This window comes from Micromonospora sp. C28SCA-DRY-2 (assembly GCF_030519475.1).
Taxonomy (GTDB): Bacteria; Actinomycetota; Actinomycetes; order Mycobacteriales; family Micromonosporaceae; genus Micromonospora.
Map to the genome: position 1 here is coordinate 160,066 of NZ_JAUMKD010000002.1, position 21,457 is coordinate 181,522.

Annotated in this window: 21 protein-coding genes; 11 read left to right on the forward strand and 10 right to left on the reverse strand. The window is 75.1% G+C overall.

What is annotated here, in order from left to right; translation table 11 throughout:
- Window positions 1–57: 57 nt before the first annotated feature.
- From Q3W71_RS09165 to serS, 3 genes are all read left to right on the forward strand, one after another.
- On the forward strand, window positions 58–1,218 hold the full coding sequence (locus Q3W71_RS09165) for a trans-acting enoyl reductase family protein (RefSeq protein ID WP_302918892.1): 1,161 nt from the start codon (window positions 58–60) through the stop codon (window positions 1,216–1,218).
- Between the two features lie 47 nt (window positions 1,219–1,265).
- Window positions 1,266–2,342, forward strand: a complete 1,077-nt coding sequence (locus Q3W71_RS09170; protein ID WP_302919640.1) for a MerR family transcriptional regulator — start codon at window positions 1,266–1,268, stop codon at window positions 2,340–2,342.
- Between the two features lie 89 nt (window positions 2,343–2,431).
- On the forward strand, window positions 2,432–3,718 hold the full coding sequence (gene serS / locus Q3W71_RS09175) for a serine--tRNA ligase (RefSeq protein WP_302918893.1): 1,287 nt from the start codon (window positions 2,432–2,434) through the stop codon (window positions 3,716–3,718).
- 95 nt (window positions 3,719–3,813) lie between these two features.
- On the opposite strand, the gene Q3W71_RS09180 is transcribed toward serS, so the two are convergent.
- Genes Q3W71_RS09180 through Q3W71_RS09195 form a run of 4 tightly spaced genes read right to left on the reverse strand, consistent with a single transcriptional unit; the run spans window position 3,814 to window position 8,689 of the window.
- Window positions 3,814–4,773: a cytochrome c biogenesis CcdA family protein gene (locus Q3W71_RS09180; RefSeq protein ID WP_302918894.1), complete on the reverse strand. Its 960-nt coding sequence runs from the start codon at window positions 4,771–4,773 to the stop codon at window positions 3,814–3,816.
- Window positions 4,773–5,399: a redoxin domain-containing protein gene (locus tag Q3W71_RS09185; RefSeq protein ID WP_302918895.1), complete on the reverse strand. Its 627-nt coding sequence runs from the start codon at window positions 5,397–5,399 to the stop codon at window positions 4,773–4,775. Before Q3W71_RS09185 ends, Q3W71_RS09180 begins: the two co-directional genes overlap by 1 nt.
- Before the next feature lie 21 nt (window positions 5,400–5,420).
- Window positions 5,421–6,887: an NADH-quinone oxidoreductase subunit NuoF family protein gene (locus Q3W71_RS09190; RefSeq protein ID WP_302918896.1), complete on the reverse strand. Its 1,467-nt coding sequence runs from the start codon at window positions 6,885–6,887 to the stop codon at window positions 5,421–5,423.
- Entirely contained in the window at window positions 6,884–8,689 is a 1,806-nt protein-coding gene (locus tag Q3W71_RS09195) for a hypothetical protein (protein WP_302918897.1), read from the reverse strand. The genes Q3W71_RS09190 and Q3W71_RS09195 overlap by 4 nt, the downstream gene beginning before the upstream one ends.
- 293 nt (window positions 8,690–8,982) lie before the next feature.
- Here Q3W71_RS09195 and Q3W71_RS09200 point away from each other — a divergent pair, with 293 nt between their 5' ends.
- The 3 genes from Q3W71_RS09200 to Q3W71_RS09210 all read left to right on the forward strand — a co-directional run bounded on the left by Q3W71_RS09200 (window position 8,983) and on the right by Q3W71_RS09210 (window position 12,355).
- Complete coding sequence (locus Q3W71_RS09200) at window positions 8,983–10,431, forward strand: alpha-amylase family protein (RefSeq protein ID WP_302918898.1); 1,449 nt, start codon at window positions 8,983–8,985, stop codon at window positions 10,429–10,431.
- Window positions 10,432–10,506: 75 nt separating this feature from the next.
- On the forward strand, window positions 10,507–11,421 hold the full coding sequence (locus tag Q3W71_RS09205; RefSeq protein ID WP_302918899.1) for a L,D-transpeptidase: 915 nt from the start codon (window positions 10,507–10,509) through the stop codon (window positions 11,419–11,421).
- A gap of 79 nt (window positions 11,422–11,500) precedes the next feature.
- Window positions 11,501–12,355 carry an alpha/beta hydrolase gene (locus Q3W71_RS09210; RefSeq protein WP_302918900.1) on the forward strand — a complete coding sequence of 285 codons (855 nt, stop codon included), beginning with the start codon at window positions 11,501–11,503 and terminating at the stop codon, window positions 12,353–12,355.
- 33 nt (window positions 12,356–12,388) lie between these two features.
- Here Q3W71_RS09210 and Q3W71_RS09215 read toward each other — a convergent pair whose 3' ends face one another.
- Window positions 12,389–13,009, reverse strand: a complete 621-nt coding sequence (locus tag Q3W71_RS09215; RefSeq protein WP_302918901.1) for a TetR/AcrR family transcriptional regulator — start codon at window positions 13,007–13,009, stop codon at window positions 12,389–12,391.
- A gap of 120 nt (window positions 13,010–13,129) precedes the next feature.
- On the opposite strand from Q3W71_RS09215, the gene Q3W71_RS09220 reads away from it, so the two are divergent.
- Both Q3W71_RS09220 and Q3W71_RS09225 read left to right on the forward strand, forming a co-directional pair.
- Window positions 13,130–13,996 (forward strand): SDR family oxidoreductase, encoded by an 867-nt coding sequence (locus tag Q3W71_RS09220; RefSeq protein ID WP_302918902.1) that lies wholly within the window; start codon window positions 13,130–13,132, stop codon window positions 13,994–13,996.
- A 211-nt stretch (window positions 13,997–14,207) separates the two neighbouring features.
- Window positions 14,208–15,344 carry a site-2 protease family protein gene (locus Q3W71_RS09225; RefSeq protein ID WP_302918903.1) on the forward strand — a complete coding sequence of 379 codons (1,137 nt, stop codon included), beginning with the start codon at window positions 14,208–14,210 and terminating at the stop codon, window positions 15,342–15,344.
- 64 nt (window positions 15,345–15,408) lie between these two features.
- On the opposite strand, the gene Q3W71_RS09230 is transcribed toward Q3W71_RS09225, so the two are convergent.
- Both Q3W71_RS09230 and Q3W71_RS09235 read right to left on the reverse strand, forming a co-directional pair.
- Complete coding sequence (locus tag Q3W71_RS09230) at window positions 15,409–16,641, reverse strand: FAD-binding protein (RefSeq protein WP_302919641.1); 1,233 nt, start codon at window positions 16,639–16,641, stop codon at window positions 15,409–15,411.
- An 11-nt stretch (window positions 16,642–16,652) separates the two neighbouring features.
- Window positions 16,653–17,450 (reverse strand): hypothetical protein, encoded by a 798-nt coding sequence (locus Q3W71_RS09235; RefSeq protein WP_302918904.1) that lies wholly within the window; start codon window positions 17,448–17,450, stop codon window positions 16,653–16,655.
- A gap of 76 nt (window positions 17,451–17,526) precedes the next feature.
- Between Q3W71_RS09235 and Q3W71_RS09240 the strand changes: the two genes are divergently transcribed.
- Window positions 17,527–17,919, forward strand: a complete 393-nt coding sequence (locus Q3W71_RS09240) for a hypothetical protein (protein WP_302918905.1) — start codon at window positions 17,527–17,529, stop codon at window positions 17,917–17,919.
- A gap of 76 nt (window positions 17,920–17,995) precedes the next feature.
- On the opposite strand, the gene Q3W71_RS09245 is transcribed toward Q3W71_RS09240, so the two are convergent.
- Window positions 17,996–18,925 carry an LLM class F420-dependent oxidoreductase gene (locus Q3W71_RS09245; RefSeq protein WP_302918906.1) on the reverse strand — a complete coding sequence of 310 codons (930 nt, stop codon included), beginning with the start codon at window positions 18,923–18,925 and terminating at the stop codon, window positions 17,996–17,998.
- An 87-nt stretch (window positions 18,926–19,012) separates the two neighbouring features.
- On the opposite strand from Q3W71_RS09245, the gene Q3W71_RS09250 reads away from it, so the two are divergent.
- Both Q3W71_RS09250 and Q3W71_RS09255 read left to right on the forward strand, forming a co-directional pair.
- Window positions 19,013–19,324 carry a helix-turn-helix transcriptional regulator gene (locus tag Q3W71_RS09250; RefSeq protein ID WP_302918907.1) on the forward strand — a complete coding sequence of 104 codons (312 nt, stop codon included), beginning with the start codon at window positions 19,013–19,015 and terminating at the stop codon, window positions 19,322–19,324.
- Window positions 19,324–19,848, forward strand: coding sequence for an SRPBCC family protein (locus Q3W71_RS09255; protein WP_302918908.1), 525 nt, complete (start codon window positions 19,324–19,326; stop codon window positions 19,846–19,848). Before Q3W71_RS09250 ends, Q3W71_RS09255 begins: the two co-directional genes overlap by 1 nt.
- A 46-nt stretch (window positions 19,849–19,894) precedes the next feature.
- Here the strand turns inward: Q3W71_RS09255 and Q3W71_RS09260 are convergent, their stop codons facing one another.
- Window positions 19,895–20,929, reverse strand: coding sequence for a hypothetical protein (locus Q3W71_RS09260; RefSeq protein WP_302918909.1), 1,035 nt, complete (start codon window positions 20,927–20,929; stop codon window positions 19,895–19,897).
- Window positions 20,929–21,198, reverse strand: coding sequence for a hypothetical protein (locus Q3W71_RS09265; RefSeq protein WP_302918910.1), 270 nt, complete (start codon window positions 21,196–21,198; stop codon window positions 20,929–20,931). The genes Q3W71_RS09260 and Q3W71_RS09265 overlap by 1 nt, the downstream gene beginning before the upstream one ends.
- Window positions 21,199–21,457: the final 259 nt, after the last annotated feature.

Sequence of the window (21,457 nt, forward strand, 5' to 3'; positions counted from 1 at the left end):
GGGGTGGGGTGGTGGGAGGATCGGGGGTGGGTGAGGGGCGGGAATTCGATCTGAAGGGTGCTGGTCGGGGCTACCGGGTTCACCGGGGGGCTGACCGCCGAGTATCTGGCGCGGCATGCGCCGGAAGGGCTGCGGTGGGCGCTGGGCGGGCGCAACCCGGGGAAGCTGGCGGCGGTCCGCGAGCGGCTCGCCGCCGTCGACCCGGCGCTGGCCGCGCTGCCGCTGCTCACCGCCGACGTCACCGACCCGGAGTCGCTGCGCGCGGTGGCGGAGCGCGCCCGGGTGGTGGCCAGCACGGTCGGCCCGTACGTGCACCACGGCGAACCGCTCGTCGCCGCCTGCGCCCGGGCCGGCACCGACTACCTGGACATCACCGGCGAACCCGAGTTCGTCGACACCGTGTACCTGCGCCACCACGCCGAGGCGGTCCGCACCGGAGCCCGGCTGGTGCACGCCTGCGGGTTCGACTCCGTCCCGCACGACCTGGGCGTCTGGTTCACCGTCAAGCACCTGCCGGCGGACACCCCGATCACCGTGGACGGCTACGTCCGGGCCGGTGGCCGGTTCTCCGCCGGCACGTACCACTCGGCGCTCACCGCGTTCTCCCGTACCGCGCAGGCGTCCCGGGCGGCCCGGGAGCGGCGCGCGGTCGAGCCGCGCCCGGCCGACCGCCGGGTCCGCGCCGTGCCCGGCCGGCTCGGCCGCTCCCCCGAGCTGCGGGTCTGGGCCGTGCCGCTGCCCACCATCGACCCGCAGGTGGTCCGCCGCTCGGCCGCGGCCCGGCCGGAGTACGGCCCGGACTTCCGCTACCGGCACTTCGCCGCGGTGCGGCGGCTGCCCACGGTGCTCGCCGGCGCGGCCGGGCTGGCCGCCGTGGTCGCCCTGGTGAAGCTGCCGCCGACCCGGCGCTGGCTGTTCGGCCGGCTCGCCTCCGGGCAGGGACCGACGCCGCAGCAGCGGGCGAAGTCCTGGTTCCGGGTCCGGTTCGTGGGCACCGGCGGCGGTCGCCGGGTGGTGACCGAGGTGGCCGGCGGCGACCCGGGCTACGACGAGACCGCCAAGATGCTCGCCGAGTCGGCGCTCTGCCTGGCGCTGGACGATCTGCCGCCGGCCGCCGGCCAGCTCACCCCGGTCGCCGCGATGGGCGACGCGCTGCTGGACCGGCTGACCCGGGCCGGGCTGACCTTCCGGGTGCTGGACGGCCCGACGGCGGCTTGACCCTCGACCTGGTTGAGACGACAGGATCATCGGCCGTGGAGAGCGACCTGCGCAGCATCGGCGAGCTGGCCCGGGCCAGCGGGCTGACGGTGAGCGCGCTGCGGTTCTACGACTCGGCCGGGGTGCTGGTCCCCGCGCTGGTCGACCCGGTCACCGGCTACCGCTGGTACACCGACGACCAGGTGGCGCCGGCCCGGCTGGTGGCCGGGCTGCGCCGGGTCGGCATGCCGGTGGCCGAGATCGCGCGGGCGGTTCGCGCCGAACCGGCCGCGGTGCACCGGCTGCTGGACGCGCACCTGCGCCGGCTGGAGGACGGGCTCGCCGACGCCCGCCGCGAACTCTCCCGGATCCGCACCCTTGTCGATCCCGCGGAGCAGCCGATGTTCACCCGCCTCGTGCTGGCCCGCGCCGACCTGGCCCGCGCCATCGACGCCGTCCGCTTCGCCGTCGGCGACGACCCCGCGCTGCCGGCGCTGGCCGGCGTGCTGTTCGACGTCGAGCCGGACGGAATCCGGCTGGTCGCCACCGACCGGCACCGGCTGGCCGTGGCCCGGGTCGGTGGCCGGCCGGACGGCCCGCCGGTGCCGGCGCTCGCCCCGACCGGCTTCGTCGACGGGGTCCGGGCCCTGCTCGACACCGGCGAGGGGAGCACCGCCGAGGCGTGGCTCACGGTGGCCGGCGACACCATCTCGGTCTCGGTGGCCGGGCGCGCCGTCGAGGGCACCGCCCTGCCGTACCAGTTCCCGGACTACGCCCGGCTGCTGCGCCCGCTCGTCGGCGGGTCCCCGGCGCACCGGCTGACCGTCGACGTGGCCGCCCTGCGCGCCGCGCTGACCAGCCCGGACGCCCCGGTCGTGGCGTGCGGGCACGACGGTGTCGAGCGGGCCGTGACGGTGCTCGGCCCGGACGACCGGGGCGGGGTGCGGCTGCTCGGCGCCGACGAGCTGACCGACGACCCGGACGCGTTCCGGGTCGGGGTCAACGGCGGCTACCTGCTCGACGCGCTGGACGCCGCCGGTCGGGCGCAGCTGGTGCTGGAGCTGGACGACCCGGTCGCCCCGCTGGCCGTCCGCCGGCCGGACGACGCCGACTCGTTCTCCGTCCTGATGCCGGTGCGGCTCTGACCGTCTCCGGTCCCGCCCGGGGCGCGCGGCGCCGCGACGGTAGCATCTGGAGGTCCACCTGACGTCCGGACGGAGGCGTACGGAGCAGCATGCTCGACATGGAGTTGATCCGGAAGGATCGGGACGCGGTGGCGACCGCGCTGGCCAAGCGGCTGGACCCGGCCGAGGTGACCCGCGCGCTGGACGAGCTCCAGCAGCTCGACCAGCAGCGCCGCGGCCTGATCACGGAGATCGACGGCGAGCGCCAGCGCCGCAAGGCCGAAGCCCGCGCGTACGCGGAGGCGAAGCGGGCCGGCCGCGAGCCGGAGGTCGCCGCACCCGAGGCCGGCCGCAAGCAGCTCGCCGAGCTGGAGGCCGAACTCGACGGGGTACAGGCCCGGCTGCGCGACCGGATGAGCGAGCTGCCCAACCTGCCCGCCGACGACGTCGTCCCCGGCGGCAAGGAGGCCAACCGGGTCGTCCGCACCTTCGGCGAGCCGCCGGCCATCGAGCAGGTCCGCGACCACGTGGAGCTGAGCCGGGCGCTCGGCCTGGTGGACCACGAGCGCGGCGTCAAGCTCGGCGGTTCCGGCTTCTGGATGTACACCGGCCTGGGCGCGCGGCTGGAGTGGGCGCTGCTCAACTGGCTGATCGAGCAGAACATCACCGCCGGCTACGAGTTCCTGCTCCCGCCGCACCTGCTGCTGGACAGCGCCGGCTTCGCCGCCGGCCAGTTCCCCAAGTTCTACGACGACGTCTACCACCTGGACCGGCAGTCCGCCCCGCGCGGGCAGTTCCTGCTGCCCACCGCGGAGACGGCGATCCTCGGCGCGTACCAGGACGAGATCCTGGAGACCGCGAAGCTGCCGCTGAAGGCGTTCGCCTACACCCCGTGCTACCGGCGCGAGGCGGCCGGCTCGCACTCGGACGAGCGCGGCACCGTGCGCGGCCACCAGTTCAACAAGGTGGAGATCTTCCAGTTCACCCTCCCGGAGCAGGCCGACGACGCGCTGGCGGCGATGGTCGGCCACGTGGAGAGCCTGGTCGAGAAGCTGGGCCTGCACTACCAGACCAGCCTGCTGGCGGCCGGCGACGCGAGCGCCTCGATGAAGAAGACCCTCGACATCGAGGTGTGGATGCCGAGCACCGGCAAGTACAAGGAGGTGTCGTCGGTCTCCTGGGCCGGCGACTACCAGGCCCGCCGGGCGGCCATCCGCTACCGGGAGCCGGGCGGCAAGCAGACCCGCTTCGTGCACACCCTCAACGGGTCCGCGCTGGCCACCAGCCGGCTCTTCCCGGCCATCCTGGAGCAGTTCCAGCAGGCCGACGGGTCGGTGCTGGTCCCCGAGGTGCTCCGCGACCGGCTCGGCACCGACCGGCTCACCCCGGTCCGCTGACTCCCGCCGGCGAAACCGCCACGCCCGCCGGGACGGCCGGTACCGACGCCGCCGCTGGGGTGCGCACCCCTGCCTCCAGGCGTGATACCGCACAGTCATATCGATGACTGTGCGGTATCACCCTCCGGCCGACAATCGCCGACCGGCGCTAACGGCGCCACGCCGGTCGGGGTCGCGGGCGCCGGACCAGCCGGGGCCGGCGCCACGCCGGCCGGCGCATCCCGGTGCCGGGCCGCCGCGCGGGCGGCGAGCCGGAACAGCAGCAGCGCGGCCAGCACCGCGGCGAGCCAGGCCGGTCCGATCCCGTCGAGCGCGGTGACCAGCGCCCGCTGCACCCGACCGGCAGCCGCCACCACGGGATCGGCCAGCGCGTCCCGGCGGCCGGCGGCGAGGCGCGCCTCGTACCAGCCGTACCAGGCGACGTAGCCGCCGGCGAGCAGCAGCACCAGGCCGCTGAGCCGGGGCACCACCGCGCCGGCGGCGCGCAGCCGGGCCACCAGGTGGCCGCGCAGCAGCGCCACGCCGAGCGCGGCCACCGCGACCACCAGGCCCATCCCGAGGGCGTACGCGACGAAGAGCGCCAGCCCGCGCGGCGTGGACCCGGCCTGGAGGCTGGTCACCACGGTGGCCAGGAACGGCGCGCTGGCGCAGCCCAGCGACGCCACCGCGTACGCCATGCCGAACAGCGTCATGGAGACCCAGGAGCGGGTCAGCCGGGGCGCCCGGGCCAGTGGGCGGAGGGTGGGCAGTCCCCGGCCCGCGAGCAGCCAGCAGCCGAGCGCCACCAGCAGCAGTCCCAACGCGACGGTGAGCCAGGGCAGCCGGGGGCGCAGCCAGCCGGCGAGCGGCGCCAGCGCCAGCCCGAACGCGCCGAAGACCAGCACGTACCCCAGGGTCAGCCCGGCAGCCGCGGTGAGCGCGCGGCCGACCGCGCCCCGGCTGTCCGGGGCGCCGGCCACCAGCAGCGACAGGTACGCCGGCAGCAGCGCGAAGCCGCACGGGTTGACCGCGCCGAGCATGCCGGCGGTCAGCGCCAGCAGCAGCGGGGTAGCCATCAGCCGGCCAGCGCGGCGACCCGCCGGGTGAGGTCCTCGCCGTCGAGGAAGCCCTGGTGCACCACCCGGCCACTCCGGTCGATGATCACGAAGGTGCTCTGCTCGACCACCTCGAACCGGCGCCACAGCGCGCCCGCCCGGTCGTCCAGTTGCGGCGTCCCGGCCAGCTCGAACTCGGTGACGAAGTCCTTCATGGCCCGCTGCTCGCCGAGCCCGGCCACCCCGACGACGGGCACCGTGTCCCGGTACTTCGGGGCCACCTCGGCGACCGTCCACGCCTGACTGGCGCAGGTGGCGCACCACGGCGCCCAGAACCAGAGCACCACCGGCCGGCCGGCCAGCGCGGCGCCGGAGAACGCCGCCCCGTCCAGGGTCCGCGCGGTGAAGGCCAGGGTGTCCGGCACCGGCGCCGCCGCTGCCGACCCGGTGGGCGGCGGCGCGCTCGGGCCGGAGGGCGACGGCGCGGTCCCGCCGGTGCCGGCGGCCGGCTCGACCGGATCCGCCCCGGCCGCGCAGGACGCCACACCCACCAGGGCGGCGAGCAGCAGGGCGAGCGGGCCGGCCGCCCGACGCCGGGTGCGGCGGCGGGACCGCCCGGACCTGACCGATCGGCGCGGCGTCCGCATCCCGTCTCCCTTCGCAGCTGGCTACTCGGCCCTGGCCAGCCGCAGGGCCAGCTCGGGGCAGACCTTGACCGCCTTCAGCGCGCCCTGGCGCAGCCAGGTCGGCACGGGGGTGGACGGGAAGGCGGGGTATCCGTTGGCGTCCAGCCGGATGAAGTCGGGCACCACGTGGGCGCAGAGCCCGTGCCCGTCGCAGCGGGACCAGTCCAGGGTGAGCTTCTGCGGGTTGGGATCGGGCGCGCCGGGCAGCCCCATCACGCCCTTGACCCGGCGGCCGCAGCCGTCGCCGGTGGTGTGCAACCGCAGGTCCTCGGCGAAGACCTCCATCGCGGAGAGGGCGAACCGGGCCGTACCGTCGGGGTGGCTGCACGCGCCGCGGCCCTTCACGTCGCCGGCGGCGGCCCGCACCACCTCCACCGGCGCGCTGCCGGAGACCGCCAGGTCGACCGCGCGGGCCAGGTCGGGCAGGCCCATCCGGCACGGGCCGCACTGCCCGGCGGACTCGCCGGCCAGGTAGCGGACCACCTGGGCGGCCTCGCCGAGCGGGCAGGTGTCCGGGCCGAGCGGGACGACGATGCCGGCGCCGAGGGTGCCGCCGACCGCGGCCAGCCCCGTGCGGGAGATCTCCGCCCGGTCGGCGGCCTCCTGGGTGATCCACTTGCCGTGGTAGCCGCCCATCAGGATGCCGGGGCCGTCCGGCACCTCGCACAGGTCGAGGATCTCCCGCAGCGGGGTGCCGGCGGCGCACTCCACCACCGCCGGGCGCTTCGCCGCGCCGGTGACGGTGAGCAGCACGGTGCCCGGCTCGTCGTCGGTGCCGAGCGCCGCGTACTCGTACGGGCCGAGCCGGGCCGCGACGGCCAGTTGGGCGTACGTCTCGGCGTTGGAGAGCAGGGTGGGCAGCCCGCCGACGCCGGAGTCGCTGGAGCGCCTCTTGGTGCCGGGCGGGATGTGCGGCAGGCCGTTGATCCCGTTGACCAGCGCGCCGCCCTCGCCGGAGATGAACCGGTGCGGCACGGTGACGACGGTGGTCGGCACGGGCATCCGCCGCTCCTGCAACGCCTCGGTCAGCGACTCCTTGCCCACCCCGTCGTCGGCGATGCCGATCACGATCTCGTCGGCGTCCAGCGCGTACGCGGCCAGCGCGGCGCCGTCGAGGATGAGGTGCGGGGCCCGGGTCAGCAGCACCTTGTCCTTCCAGCTGGCCGGCTCGCCCTCGGTGGCGTTGACCACCACCACGGCGGTGAGGTCCTGCCGCTCGCAGGACTCCAGCACGGCGCGGAGCTTCCTGGCGAACGGGAAGCCGGCGCCGCCCTTGCCCTTGAGCTGGATGCCCTCGGCGAGCCGCAGCAGGTTGGCCGGTTCCATCGGCCCGATCGGCCCGTGCACCTCCTCGTGGGCGAGCAGGTCGAGGCGGCCGAACTCGGCGAAGCCGGCGGTGAGCCGGGGCTCGCCGACGCAGGCCACCGCGGGCACGGTGGTGCGCGTCATCGCGCCTCACCCCGCAGCCCGGCCCAGTACGCCCCGTCCACCGCGTCGGCGTTGGCCCGGCGCCGGCGGCGACTCTCCTTGGCCTCCCGGCGGGCCCGCCGGGAGGCGAGGTCGACCAGGGTCGGGGTGTCGTCGGCCGGCACCTCCTCCGGGACGTACCGGGCCGGCGGCCGCCAGTAGTCCGGCTCCTCCGGCACGTCGTCCTCGACGCTGTGCCGCCCGCCGCCGCTGCGCGGCGCCGCGGAGATCGGCCCACCCGAGATCGGCCCACCGGAGATCGGGCCGGCCGACACCGGGCCAGCGGAGATCGGGCCAGCGGAGATCGGGCCGGCGGAGATCGGGCCGGCGGAGATCGGCTCGGTGGCCTCCCAGCGGCGCGGGCTGTCCCACGGCTCCTCCGGCTCGTTGGAGCGGGGCGGCACCGAGTACCGGGTGCCCGCCTCGGCGTCGACCCGGGAGCGGCGGCTGACCCGTCCGCTCTCCTCGTCGCCCCGGCGGCGGCGGCCGGTCGGCGCCAGCTCCTCGTCGTCCCGGACCCGCCGGCCGGTCGGCGCCAGGTCCTCCTCGGTGCGCCGGCGGCGGCCGGTCGGGGTCAGCTCCTCGTCCCGGCGGCGGCCGGCCCGGGCCGGTTCCCCGGCCCGGCGGGACCGCCGCTCGGCGGGCGCCGGCTCCTCGCCGCGACGGCGGGTCGCCCGCCGCTGCGGCTCCTCCTCCCGGCGGCGCCGGGCGGTCGGCTCCAGCTCGTCCTCGCGGCGGCGGGCCACCGCTTCGCGCTCCCCGGTGCGGCGACGGCGGGCGACCGGCGCCAGGTCCTCGTCGCGGCGGCGGGCCGGGCGGACCGGTTCGCGCAACGACCCCGGCTCGGGCACCACCGGCACGGTGAACCGCTCCGGGTCCCGCCGCTTGGCGCCCGGCGCGGCCCAGGTGCCGGCCAGGGTGGTCTCCGCCCAGCTGCTGTCCCGGCCGGCGCCGTCGGCGCGACGGCGGGACAGGCCACCGAGCAGCGCCCGGCCCCTGCCGTCCTCGGCCGGTCGGGCGGCCAGGGCCTGGTTCATCGCGGCGGCCTGGTGCTGCTCCCGGCTGCGCCGCCCGAACGTCACCGAGAGCCGCACCAGCAGCGCCAGCACGACCAGCAGCACGCAGGCGAGGTAGCTGAGCACCACCCAGGACTTCGCCGGCCGGCCGGCGTTGAGCCCGTGCAGGATGGCGAACGGCCAGGAGAGGTACGCCGTCGAGTGCAGCGCCCGCCACAGCCACTTCGGACCGACCCCGGCGAACCGGGCCCGGACGATGCCGGTCCAGAGCACACTCACCATGAGCAGCCCGGCCACCGTGCCGAGACCGACGTAGAGCCCGCCGCCGCCGACGAACGGCACGATCGCGTCGGTGCTCGCCGCCCGGCCGGTGGCCACCTTGGTCAGCACGTGGAAGAAGAGCCCGGCGACGCCGAGGATGCCGGTGGCCCGGTGCGCGGACTGGAGCAGCACCCGGTGCCGGATCAGCAGCACCAGCCGGTCGGTGGCGAGCAGCCCGAGCATCACGGTGAGGCTCAGCGCCACCAGGGCGATCACGCCGGCGAAGAACTCGGTGAAGAAGAAGCCGTAGGCGTACGCCGTCTGGCCGGCCCCGGTGAGCATCGTCCCCGCCCACAGCGCCGCGATCGCGGACACGGTCAGCACGGCCGTCGCGGACCGGGACCGGGTGCGCACGCCCCGGCTGGTGCTGGTGGTCCGGACGGTGGCCGGTTTCTGGTTCTGCTTGACCCGGGCCATCTGCTCCTCGATCGTCTCGCGGCGGCGCACCGCCGGCCGACCTGCTCCCCCATCGAGTACGGAGCGACGGCGTGGTCGGATCACCGACCCGGGAAAAAATTCCGGCTCGGTTGTCGAACCGTCCGGCCACCGGCCGCGTGTAGCGACGGCCACCCTCGACGGCCCGCGAAGAATAGTGACGAATTTCCATGCGTTGACAGCCGCTGCAACGCGCTTGTAATCTTTCCGAAATATTTCACCCCTGGTTGCAAGATTCGGGCAGCCGAGGGATTCCGCTCCCCCGCACCACCACCCCGTCCCCCGCACCCCCGTCAGGAGTTCCGATGCATCGACGTCGATGGCACTCGGCGCTGCTCGCCCTCGGTGTGATCGCGAGCGTGCTCGTCCCCACCACCGTGACGGCACCCCCGGCCGTCGCCGCACCGGCCGGCACCAAGAAGGTGATCGTCCAACTCTTCGAGTGGAACTGGACCTCGGTGGCCAACGAGTGCCGGACCACGCTGGGCCCCAAGGGCTACGGCTGGGTCCAGGTCTCCCCGCCGCAGGAACACGTCCGCGGCGCCCAGTGGTGGCTGGCGTACCAGCCGGTCAGCTACCGGATCGAGTCCCGCAAGGGCACCCGCGCCCAGTTCAAGGCCATGGTGGACGCCTGCCACGCGGCCGGCGTCAAGGTGATCGTGGACGCGGTCGTCAACCACATGTCCGGGCAGGACAACGGCGGCACCGGCTGGGCCGGCTCGTCGTACGGGCACTACGACTACCCGGGCATCTACCAGTACCAGGACTTCCACCACTGCGGCCGCAACGGCGGCGACGACATCGCCAACTACGGCGACCGGTGGGAGGTGCAGAACTGCGAACTGGTCAACCTGGCCGACCTGAGGACCGAGTCGGACTACGTCCGGGGCCGGCTCGCCGGCTACCTCAACGACCTGCTCTCGCTCGGCGTCGACGGCTTCCGGATGGACGCCAGCAAGCACATGCCGGCCGCCGACATCGCCGCGCTGCGCAGCCGCCTCTCCCGGCCGGTCTACCTGGTGCACGAGGTCATCCACGGCGCCGGCGAGCCGATCCAGCCGGGCGAGTACACCGGCAACGGCGACGTGCACGAGTTCCGCTACGGCAAGGACCTGGCCCGGGTGTTCCGCTCCGAGCGGCTCGCCTACCTGCGCAACTTCGGGGAGGGCTGGGGTCACCTGCCCAGCGGCGTGTCGGCGGTCTTCGTGGACAACCACGACACCCAGCGCGACGTCGGCGGCGTGCTGACCTACCGCGACCGGGGGATCTACGCGCTGGCCAACGCGTTCATGCTGGCCTGGCCGTACGGCTCGCCGACGGTGATGTCCAGCTACACCTTCAGCCAGCGCGACCAGGGCCCGCCGCAGGACGGCTCCGGCCGGACGCTCGACGTGACCTGCTACTCCGGCTGGGAGTGCGAGCACCGCTGGCCGGTCATCGCCAACATGGTCGGCTTCCGCAACGCCACCGAGGGCGCCGGGGTCGCCAACTGGTACGACAACGGCAACAACCACATCGCGTTCAGCCGAGCCGGCAAGGGCTACCTCACGGTCAACGACGAGGACCACGCGATCACCGGCCGCTCGTACCACGCCGGGCTGCCCGCCGGCCGGTACTGCGACGTCATCCACGGCACGTTCAGCAACGGCTCGTGCAGCGGGCCGGTGGTCACCGTGGACGGCAACGGCTGGTTCGCCGCCGACATCCCCGCCCACGACGCGGTCGCCATCCACGTCGGCGCCCGCCTGAGCTGACCCCCCACCTCCTCCAGGGACCCCCGTCCGGCCGATTTACCGGCCGGACGGGGGTCCTGCCATTACAGTCTCTTTGTGCCGTTTGACCGAATAACCACGTACCGCTGGATCCGCCGGGTGGCCACCGCCGTCGGCGTGTCCGCGCTGCTGGCGACGGCCGGCGCGACCGGCTGGGCGCTCACCCCGGAGCCGGTGCCGCCGCCGGTCGAGCAGGCGGCCCCCGCCGAACCGGACCCCACCGCCCCGGCGCCGAGCCCGACGCCTGAGGAGACCGTGCCGGTCGCCGCGCCCGCGCCGGACGACCTGCCGGTGGTCGACTACGACCCGGCGCCCCGCGGCTTCCCCGCCGACCCGGCCGCGGCGGACCCCACTCCGCTCACCGAGGGGCTGCACCCGACCCGCCGGATCGCCGCGTACGACGCGCCGGGCGGCCGGCCGCTGGCCTTCCTGGCCCCGACCATCCGCGGCGTCGAGCTGACCATGCCGATCGCCCAGCGCCGCGCCGGCTGGACGGCGGTGCTGCTCCCGTCGGCCAACCGCCGGCTCGCCTGGCTGCCGCCCGGCGGCTTCACCACCGTCGAGCTGCGCGACCAGCTCGTGGTCGAGCGCCGGGCGCACCGGCTCACCTGGTACCGGGCCGGCCGGGCGGTGCGGTCCTGGGAGGTCAGCCTGGGGCAGCGGGGGCAGGAGACGCCGCTGGGCCGGACGTTCATCCTGGGCCGCACCCCACCGCCCCAGCACGTGTACGGCGGGGTGGACATCTTCGCCCTCGGCGCGGTGCCGGACGACCCGAACTCGGTGCCGGCCAGCCTGCGCGGGGCGCACATCGGCCTGCACAGCTGGTACCACGACGGCGAACTGGGCCGGAACACCACGAACGGCTGCATCCGGCTGACCCGCAGCGGCCAGCGGGAACTGCTGGCGGAGGTGCGGACCGGCAGCGCGGTGGTGGTGGTCGACCAACTGCCCGCCCCGCCGCCGACCGCCTGACAGGCCGGGCGCGCCGGGAATCGCCGGCGGCCGGGCGGGTAACCGCAGGTCCGGACGCCACGACACCGGGAGGGACGCCATGGCCAGCGCGCCGCAGGGACCGGTCGACACCGTCGTACTCATCCACGGGCTCTGGATGACCTCGCGCAGTTGGGAGCGGTGGGCCACCCGGTTCGCCGGGCGCGGGCTGCGGGTGCTGACCCCGTCCTGGCCGGGCATGGAGGGCGAGGTCGAGCAGTTGCGGGAGGATCCCGCCCCGATCGCCCGGCAGCGCCTCGCCGAGATCGTCGACCACTACGACCGGATCATCCGGGAGCTGCCCACCGCACCGGTCATCATGGGGCACTCGTTCGGCGGCCTGATCACCCAGTTGCTGGTCGACCGGGGCCTCGGCGCGGCGGCGGTGGGCGTGCACCCGGCCGCGGTGAAGGGGGTGCTCAAGTTGCCGTTGAGCACCCTGCGCTCGGCCTTCTCGATCCTGCACAACCCGGCCAACCGGAACCGGGCGGTGCCGTTCACGCCCGACGACTTCCACTACGCCTTCGGCAACACCCTCAGCCGGGAGGACTCCGACCGCGCCTGGCAGCGGTACGCGGTGCCGGGCGCCGGCCGGGTGCTCTTCGAGGGGGCGTTCGCCAACCTCGACCCGAACTCCCCGGCCGAGGTGGACACCCGTCGCTCCGACCGGGCGCCGCTGCTGCTGATCGCCGGCGGGGTCGACCACGTGGTGCCGGCCACCGTGGTCCGCTCCAACGCGGCGCTGTACCAGCAGTCGCGGGCGCTGACCGCGTACCACGAGTTCCCCGGCCGCTCGCACTTCACGGTGGGGCAGCCCGGCTGGGAGCAGGTCGCCGACTACGCGCTGGACTGGGCGCTGCGGGCCGCGGCGCTGCCGCGTGAGCAGACCGTGGCCAGCGAGACCCCGCGCCCCTGACCACGGGGTCGCGATGGAACGGCCCGGCACCGACTACCGGGCGGGTGACGCCGGCCGCAGGCCGCGCAACGCGGCGTCCACCACCTGGTCGGCGTACTCGGCGGTGAGCGGGCCGGTGCGCTGGAGCCACCGGTTCAGGATCGGGCCGAACAGCAGGTCGACGGCGACGTCGAGGTCGACGTCCTCGGCCAGCTGCCCGGCGCGGCGGGCGGCGCGCAGGCGCTCCTTCTTCAGCTCGCGCAGCGGCCCGTCCAGCCGCTCCTGGTAGGCGGCGGCCAGGGCGGGATCGTGTACGACCTCCGTGTGCAGGGCCCGCATCGGCTGGTCGTAGCGGGGGTCGTTCAGTTCCTCGACGGTGGCCCGCAGCACCGCCTTCAGGTCGCCCGCCAGGTCGCCGGTGTCGGGTAGGGCCGCCTCGCCAACGTCCTGCCCGTCCGTGGTCAAGGTCAGGAACGCGTCGAAGAGCAGGGCACCCTTGGACGGCCACCACCGGTAGATCGTCTGCTTGCCCACGCCGGCGGCGGAGGCGATGCCCTCGATGCTGAGCTTCGCGTACCCCAGCTCGCTGACCAGGTCGAGGGCGGCGGTGAGGATGGCCCGCCGCGCCGCCTGGCTGCGACGGCTGGAATCGGGAGCGACCTTCTGCGTGGGCACGGACCGAATCTAGCAGCAAGAGAGACGAGACGGTCCGTCTTGACATCCCGACACGGCCGGGTATTGTCATCCTCGCAAGCGAGACGAGACGGTTCGTCTCGCAACGAAGGGAGTCCCTCCATGGAGGCCTCAGGCACCGCCCCATCCCGGGTCTGGTTCATCACCGGCGCGAGCCGTGGCCTCGGCCGCGCGTTCACCGAAGCGGCGCTCGCCGCCGGTGACCGCGTCGTCGGCGCGGCCCGGGACGTCTCACCACTGGACGACCTCGCCGCCCGGCACCCCGACCGCCTGCTCGCCCTGCGCCTCGACGTCACCGACCGCCCGGCGGTCGTCGACGCCGTCGCCGAGGCGGTGCGGCACTTCGGCCGGCTCGACATCGTCGTCAACAACGCCGGGGCCCTGTTCGCCGGCATGGTGGAGGAATTCACCGAGGAGCAGGCCCGCGCCCAGATGGAGCTGAACTTCTTCGGCGCGCTCTGGGTCAGCCAGGCCGTCCTGCCGCACCTGCGCGCCCAGGGCGGCGGCCACCTCGTCCAGATCTCCAGCATCGGCGCGCTCGGCGGCTTCCCCAGCACCGGGCTCTACAGCGCCAGCAAGTTCGCCCTGGAGGGCATGAGCGAAGCCCTCGCCGCCGAAGCGGCCGCCTTCGGCGTCAAGGTCACCATCGTCCAACCCGGCGGCTACTGGACCGACCTCTACACCAGCAGCACCGCCACCACCCCCAACCCCGCCTACGACCCGCTGCGCGAGGAACTGGCCAAGCAGTGGGCCGAAGGATCGGTCGACAGCGAACCCCGGCTGGCCGCCGAGGCGCTGATGAAGCTGGTCGCCAGCGACAACCCCCCGCTGCGGCTGCTGCTCGGCAGCATGGTCTACGACGTCGCCGTCGACATCAGCCAGCGACGCCTGGCGACCTGGGCCGAGTGGGAAGAGGTCAGCCGCGCCGCCGAGAAGGCGGTCCCGGACCCGCGCGCCGAGCTGAGCTGACCGGTGGCCGCTCAACCGCCGAGCCGGTGGCCTGCCCGGTCACCGGCCCGGCGCGGGCCGAGCGACCGCCGGGGCCGGCGGCCGGGCGGCGAGCCGCGGCGGCGCGCCGATGGGCGGCGGCGGGCGGACCGGCTCGGCGCGCGTGATCGCGGTTCGGCCGCCCCGGTCCCGTTTCTGGCATGGGGACGGGATGCGGGGGTATCACGGAAACATGAGGGCGAGCTTCCGGCTTGGCCGGATCGCGGGCGTACCCGTCGGGGTCAACTGGAGCGTCCTGGTCATCTTCGCGCTGATCGCCTGGGGGCTGTCGGCCAACCAGTTCCCCCGGGCCTACCCCGGCGAGCCGGTGGCCGCGTACGTGCTGGCCGGACTGGCCGCCGCGGTGGTCTTCTTCCTCGGCCTGCTCGCCCACGAGGTGTCCCACGCGATCGTGGCCAAGCGCAACGGGCTGGCCGTCGAGGGGATCACGCTCTGGCTCTTCGGCGGCGTGGCCGAGCTGAAGGGCGAGGCCAAGGACCCCGGCGCGGAGCTGCGCATCTCCGGGGTCGGCCCGCTGGTCAGCCTGGTGATCGGGCTCTTCTTCGGGGCCATCGCCGTGCTGCTCGCCCTGGTCGGTGAGGACGGGCTGCTGCTCGGCGCGATGTCCTGGCTGGCCGGCATCAACGTGCTGCTGGCCGTGTTCAACGTGCTGCCGGCCGCGCCGCTGGACGGTGGGCGGGTGCTGCGGGCGGCGGTCTGGAAGTGGACCGGGGACCGGACGAAGGCGTCGGTGGTGGCCGCCCGGGCCGGCTGGGTGCTCGGCGCGCTGCTGATCGGCCTGGGGCTGTGGCAGTTCCTGGCCGGCGTCGGCTTCGGCGGGCTCTGGCTGGCCCTGATCGGCTGGTTCCTGATCGGCGCGGCCGGCATGGAGGAGCGGCAGGCCCGGCTGGGCAGCGCGCTGCGCGGGATCCGGGTGGCCGACGTGATGACCCCGCAGCCGCAGACCGCGTCGGGGCAGATGACGGTGGCCGACTTCGTGGACCACTACCTCTTCGCGTACCGGCACTCGGCGCTGCCGCTGACCGAGGAGGGCCGGCCGGTCGGGCTGGTCACCCTGGACCGGGTCCGCGGCATCCCGGCCGACCGGCGGACCGGCACCACGCTGGCCGAGGTCTCCTGCCGGGCCGACGAGCTGGTGCTCGCCTCCCCCGACGAGCAGCTCAACGACCTGCTCCCCCGGCTCAGCGAGTGCGCCGACGGCCGGGCCCTGGTGGTCACCGAGGGTCGCCTGGTGGGCATCGTCTCCCCCAGCGACATCAGCCGCGCCGTCCAGCGCGGCAGCATGCGCGACGACCTCGCCCGCCGCTGACCTCGTGATCGCCTGTCGCTGAGCCGGCCCGACCTGCCCCCGATCAGACGATCACGGGGACCGCTCAGCGGGGGAAGTACGCGTCCAACGGGTCGGTGTGGAACGTGGCCCGGGGGTCGAGGCGACGCAGGAGAGCGGTGAAGTCGGCGTACCGGGGGTAGGCCGCGGCCACCGCGGCCGGGGCCAGCTCGAACACCTTGCCCCAGTGCGGGCGCGGCGCGAACGGGGCGAGCCGCTCCTCCACCGCGGCCACCACCGGCAGCACCGCCGCCGCGTCGGCGATCCAGGTGAAGTGCACGGCGAGGCTGTCCCGGCCCTGGTTCGGGCTGAGCCACAGCTCGTCGGCGGCCACCGTACGCAGCTCGCAGACCTGGAGCACCGGAGCGATCAGGTGGGCGACCTCGTCCAGCGCGGCCAGCGCCTCGGCCGCCGCCGCGCGCGGCAGGTGGTACTCCGACTGCAACTCCTCCCCGCTGCTCGGGGTGAAGCCGAGCCGGAAGTGCGGCAGCCGCTCGTGCCACGGGCCGGGCTCGCCGAGCTGGGCCGTGCAGTTCTCCGCCGACATGCCGGGCACCGGGTGCCGGGGCCGGTCGGCCGCCGTCGTACCCAGCCAGTCCGCCGGGGGCGGCGGCTGGTCCGCGCGCTGCTTGCGCCAGACCTCCCGCAGCCGCGGCGTCCGCCAGTCGGTGAAGACGCTGACGCTGTACGCCGAGTCGAGCGCCGCGTCCAGCGCCTCCCGGGGCAGGTCGAGCCGGACGTACTGGCGCAGGTCGAAGGTGGGCACCACGTCCAGGGTGAGCCGGGTGACCACGCCGAGCGCGCCCAGCCCGACCACCATGCCGGCGAAGTCCTCGCTCGACCGGTCCACGGTCAGCAGGTCGCCGTCGGCGGTGACCAGTTCCAGCCCGGCGACCGCGGTGGCCAGGTTGCCGATCGTCGGGCCGGAGCCGTGGGTGCCGGTGGCGACCGCGCCGGCCACCGAGATGTGCGGCAGCGAGGCGAGATTGGCCAGCGCGTACCCCTGCCTGTGCAGGAGGGCGGCGAGGTCACCGTAGCGCGTCGCCGCCGGCACGGTCACGGTCCGCCGCTCCGGGTCCAGCCGTACGTCGGGCGGCAGGCCGGCCAGCGAGACCAGGTCGCCGGTGGTGTCGCCGAGGCGGTTGAAGGAGTGGCCGGTGCCGACCACCCGGACCCGTTCGCTGCCGGCCACCAGCCGGCGCAGCTCGTCCACCGACTCCGGCCGGTGGTACCGGCGGGCGGCGTAGCGCACGTTGCCCGCCCAGTTCCGGCGCGGCACCCCCGGTCCCGTCACGCGGTCGGCCTCCGTTCGGTGGACTGGTCGCCGGCCAACGCTCCGCTCAGCGTGGCCAGGGCCGCGTCGACCTGCGCGGTGCTGTAGCCGCGCCCGGTGGCCGGGAGGCCCTCGGCCCGGGCCCGTTCGATCTCCGAGCGGGCGGCCTGCCGCTCCAGCGTGCCGCCCCAGACCAGGGCGTCCTGGCCGCGCCGGATCAGCGCGTCGACCCGGTCCGGTTGGTAGCCGCGCAGCCCGACGGTGAAGTCCGGGGCGCCGAAGGCGGCCTGGCGCAGCCCGAGCACGTCGACGAAGCGGTCCCCGCCGTACCGCGACAGGGCCGCCGCGATCTCCGCGGGCCGCTCCCGAACCCGGTCGAGATCGAGCAGTTCCACCGCGGCCCGCCCGTCACGCGGGTGGTGCCCGGTGGCCGGCAGGCCGAGCGCGGTCCCCGCCGCCGGCACCAGCAGCAGCCGGGGCGAGGTGGGCCGGCCCTGCGCGGCCGGCGGCTGGTCCAGGGCCAGCGCGTCGATCTCGTGCCAGCGGATCAGCCGGCGCAGCTTCGGCAGCCGTACGGTCAGCCCGTCGGCACCGATGGCGAACCGGAACGGGCGCAGCAGCCCGGCCAGCACCACGCCGCCGAGCAGCACGCCGCCCCCGCCGACGATCCGGTGCAGCACGGCACCGTCGCGCGCGAAGAGCAGCAGCGCCGCACCCCCCAGCACGCAGACCAGGGGCAGCACCAACGCCCCCCGGTTGCGGTGCAGTTCCACGTCGTACCCCCGTTCGTGGCCGTCGTTTCCGGTCTGCATCATGCGCCGACCGGGCACGCGCCAGCACCGGTCGATCGGCCAGCGGTTACCACCGCCGCCGTCGGGGAAGCCTACGCCGATGAGCACCTACCGTGATCCCGCCCCACGCGGCGACGTCTTCCCGTCCGAGGAGGAGATCGACCCGACCGGCAGCGGCGTCGAGCCGGCCAGCGGGCCGGCCGGGGCGTACCGCCGGGTGGTGGCGACCAGCCCGGGGCCGAAGCCGACCCCCGCGCCGCCGCCGGCGCCCACGCCGGTGCCGACGCCCGGGCCGCCGCCCCGGACCGGCGCGCGTTCGATCGTCACCCGGCACCTGGACGGTTCCGTCGAGGTGGTCACCGACCTGGACGGCGACGGCGTCGCGGACGTGCTCCAGGTCGACCTTGACGGCGACGGGGTGCCGGACGTGACCTATCTCGACCGGGACCGCGACGGCCGGCTGGACACCGTGCTGCGCGACCCGGGCCGCTGACCGGGCCGGGCCAGCCGCGCCCCGCCCGGCCGGGCGCGGCGCGTCGCTGCTCGCCGGCCCGACCGGACGGGACGGCTCAGACCTGCGGCATCACCTCGGCGGCGACCAGTTCCAGGTGGTCCAGGTCGGCCAGGTCGAGCACCTGGAGGTAGATCCGCTGGCTGCCGGCCGCCGCGTACCGGCCGATCTTGTCGACCACCTCGGCGGGGGTGCCGGCGAGGCCGTTGGCGCGCAGCTCGTCGGGCTCCCGGCCGATCGCCGCGGCCCGGCGGGCCACCTCGGCGTCGTCCCGGCCGCAGCACAGCACCAGGGCGTTGGACCAGCGCAGCTCGGCCGGGTCCCGGCCCACCTCGGCGCAGGCCGCGCGTACCCGCTCGAACTGGGCGGCGGTGTCCTCGGCCGAGACGAACGGCAGGTTGAACTCGTCGGCGTACCGGGCGGCCAGCCGCGGGGTGCGCTTCGGGCCCATGCCGCCGAGCAGGATCGGCGGGCGCGGCTGCTGCACCGGCTTCGGCAGCGCCGGCGAGTCGGTGACCGGGTAGTACCGGCCGGCGAAGTCGAAGGTCTTGCCCGGCGGGGTCGCCCAGAGCCCGGTGATGATCGCAAGCTGCTCCTCCAGCCGGTCGAACCGCTCGCCGACCGAGGGGAACGGGATGCCGTACGCGGTGTGTTCCTCGGCGAACCAGCCGGTGCCGATGCCCAGCTCGACCCGGCCGCCGCTCATCTGGTCCACCTGGGCGACGGTGATCGCCAGCGGGCCGGGCAGCCGGAAGGTGGCGGCGGTCATCAGCGTGCCGAGCCGGATCCGCCGGGTGTCGCGGGCCAGGCCGGCGAGGGTGGTCCAGGCGTCCGTCGGGCCGGGTTCCCCGCTCACCGAGCCCATCTTCAGGTAGTGGTCGGAGCGGAAGAAGGCGGCGTAGCCGGTTTCCTCCGCGCAGCGGGCCACGGCGAGCAGGTCGTCGTAGGTCGCGCCCTGCTGGGGTTCGGTGAAGATCCGCAATTCCATGTCCCGAGCATAGGTAGCCGGCCCGGGCGCCGCCGGAAAGGTTCATATGCCTTGACAGTCATATGACCAACGAGGCATATTCGGTGGGTGTCCGTCGACGCCTTCACCGTCCTCGCCGAGCCGACCCGGCGCCGCATCCTCGACCGGCTCCGCCGGGCCGAGTCCAGCGTCGGCGAGCTGGTGGACACCCTCGGGGTCAGCCAGCCGGCCGTCTCCAAGCACCTGCGGGTGCTCCGCGACGCGGGCTTCGTCACCTGCCGCACCGCCGCCCGGCAGCGCATCTACCGGATCGACGTGCGCCCGTTCCAGGCCGTCGACGACTGGCTCGCCCCGTACCGGCAACTCTGGGAGACCCACCTGGACGCCCTGGAACGACACCTCGACCGTCAGGAGCAGTGATGCCACGCGACAGCTTCCGCCCCAGCCCACCCGCCGAGGTCCGCGCCGAGCCGGCCGACAGCGGCACGACCCTGGTCTTCGTCCGCGACCTGCGCCACCCGCCGGAGGCGGTGTGGGCGGCGCTGACCGATCCGGCCCGGCTGCGCGAGTGGGCCCCGTTCCTCGCCGACCGCGACCTCGGCGCCCCCGGCGCCGCCGTGCTCACCATGGTCGACGGCGACACCACCGAGGACCTGCCGGCGACGGTACGCCGGGCCGAGCCGCCCCACCTGCTGGAGTACACCTGGGGCGACGACCTGCTGCGCTGGGAGCTGGCGCCGAGCGTCACCGGCACCCGGCTGACCCTGCGGCACACGGTCACCGAGCGCGGGATCGCGCCGATGGTGGCGGCCGGCTGGCACCTCTGCCTGGACGTGGCCGAGCACCTGCTCGACGGCGACCCGGTCGGCCCGATCCGGGGCACCGAGGCGAAGGAGTTCGGCTGGGCCGAGTTGCGCGACGCGTACGCCACCCGGCTCGACTGAGGGTCGGCGGCGCCGGCCGGGGCCGGACCGGCGCCGCCGGCTCAGCTCAGACGTACGGCCGGGTCGCGTACGCGGCGCGCAGCGCGGCCAGGCCGTCGGCCTTGGGCGACAACGTGCCCCAGCCGGAGTTGAAGTAGTTGGTCCGGACGATCCGCGGCCCGCGCTCGGCGTTGAGCGCGGCGATGGCCGCCGGCACGGTGGCGATCCACTTCGCCTGGTCCGGGATCTCCGCCACCCGGACCCCCCACTCGGCGATGATCACCGGGCGGGAGAGCGCGACCGGGCCGAGGTCGGCGACCGCCCAGTCCTTGGTGCGGCGGAACCGGGCGAGCGCGGTGTGCTCGGGCGCGGTGGCGTAGACGTTCCACTGGAGGAAGTCGAGCTTCGCCATCAGCGCCTCCGGGTGGGTGCGCTGGAAGCAGGCCCGGTCGAAGCCGCCCACGCCGACCGAGAAGGTGGTGCCGGCGGGCAGCGGGCGGGCCTTGAACCAGTTCACGATGTAGGTCATCGCCTGCACCGCCCGGGCGTCCGACTCCGCCCAGGTGTACGCCCTGCCCGCCTCGGTGGTGCCGAACTCGTGGTCGGTGTCCAGCTCGGAGGCGAGCTGGATGTTCACCCCGAAGCCCAGGGTCCGGTACTGCGCCAGCGCTCGGGCGAAGAGCCCGTCGCACTGCCCGGCGAGCACCTGGCCGTAGCCGTACGCCCTGGGCCAGGTGGTGCCCGGACGCTGCTGGATGGTCATCGCCGGCGCCGGGACGGTGTAGCTGACCCCGTCCACGGTGAAGGTCTGCGGTCCGTCGGCCGCGCCGTAGTGCTTCAACTCCAGCACCATGTTGATCGCGACGGCCGCCCGGCCCAGGTTGGTCAGCCACGGCCGGTTGTAGCCGGGGAACGTGTAGCCGTCGGCGAAGCTGCGGTACTGGGTGAGCGAGCGGAAGTTGCCGCCCGCCATGTCCGCCGTCGGGTCGGCCCCGCCGGACAGGTAGTAGCCGCCCAGCACCGGCGCGGCGACGGAGTAGGTGGCGGTCGTGGTGACGGTGCGCCCGGCCGAGTCCCGCACCGTCACGGTCACCCGGGGCATCACGCCACCGCCCGGTAGACGGCCACCGAACCGTTGTCGGAGACCCGGGTCCAGGTGCGGCCGGAGTCGTCGGCGACGGTCACGGTGAGCGGATCCAGGACGGCGGTGACCCGGGCCGGGGCGCTGCTGTTGCCCAGTGCGTCGGTGACCACGACGGTGACGGTCAGCGGTCGGGTGTCGGCGTCGGAGTAGGCGACGGTCAGGGTCATCTGGTCGCCCGGCGAGTAGGTCGACGCGTTCAGGGTTGCGGTCGCGGTGGGAGCGGCCATGCCGGCCCCTCCTCTCTTGCTCGGTGCCGGTCCGGCCGGCTCGTGCACCGGTGGCGGCCCGGCGGGCTGTGGGTGCGGCGGCAGCCGGGCCGGCGCGGACCGGTTTCCGGGTACGACGAGCCGTCCCCGCCCGCGGTCGGGGTTCGGTGATCGGCTCTGGCGGTCGGTCGGCCCGGTGGCTGCGGCGCGCCGGCCGTGACCGGGGATCCCCGGTCGGTCGCGCCGGGCCCGACCGCGTCGGCGCGGTCGGCGTACGGCT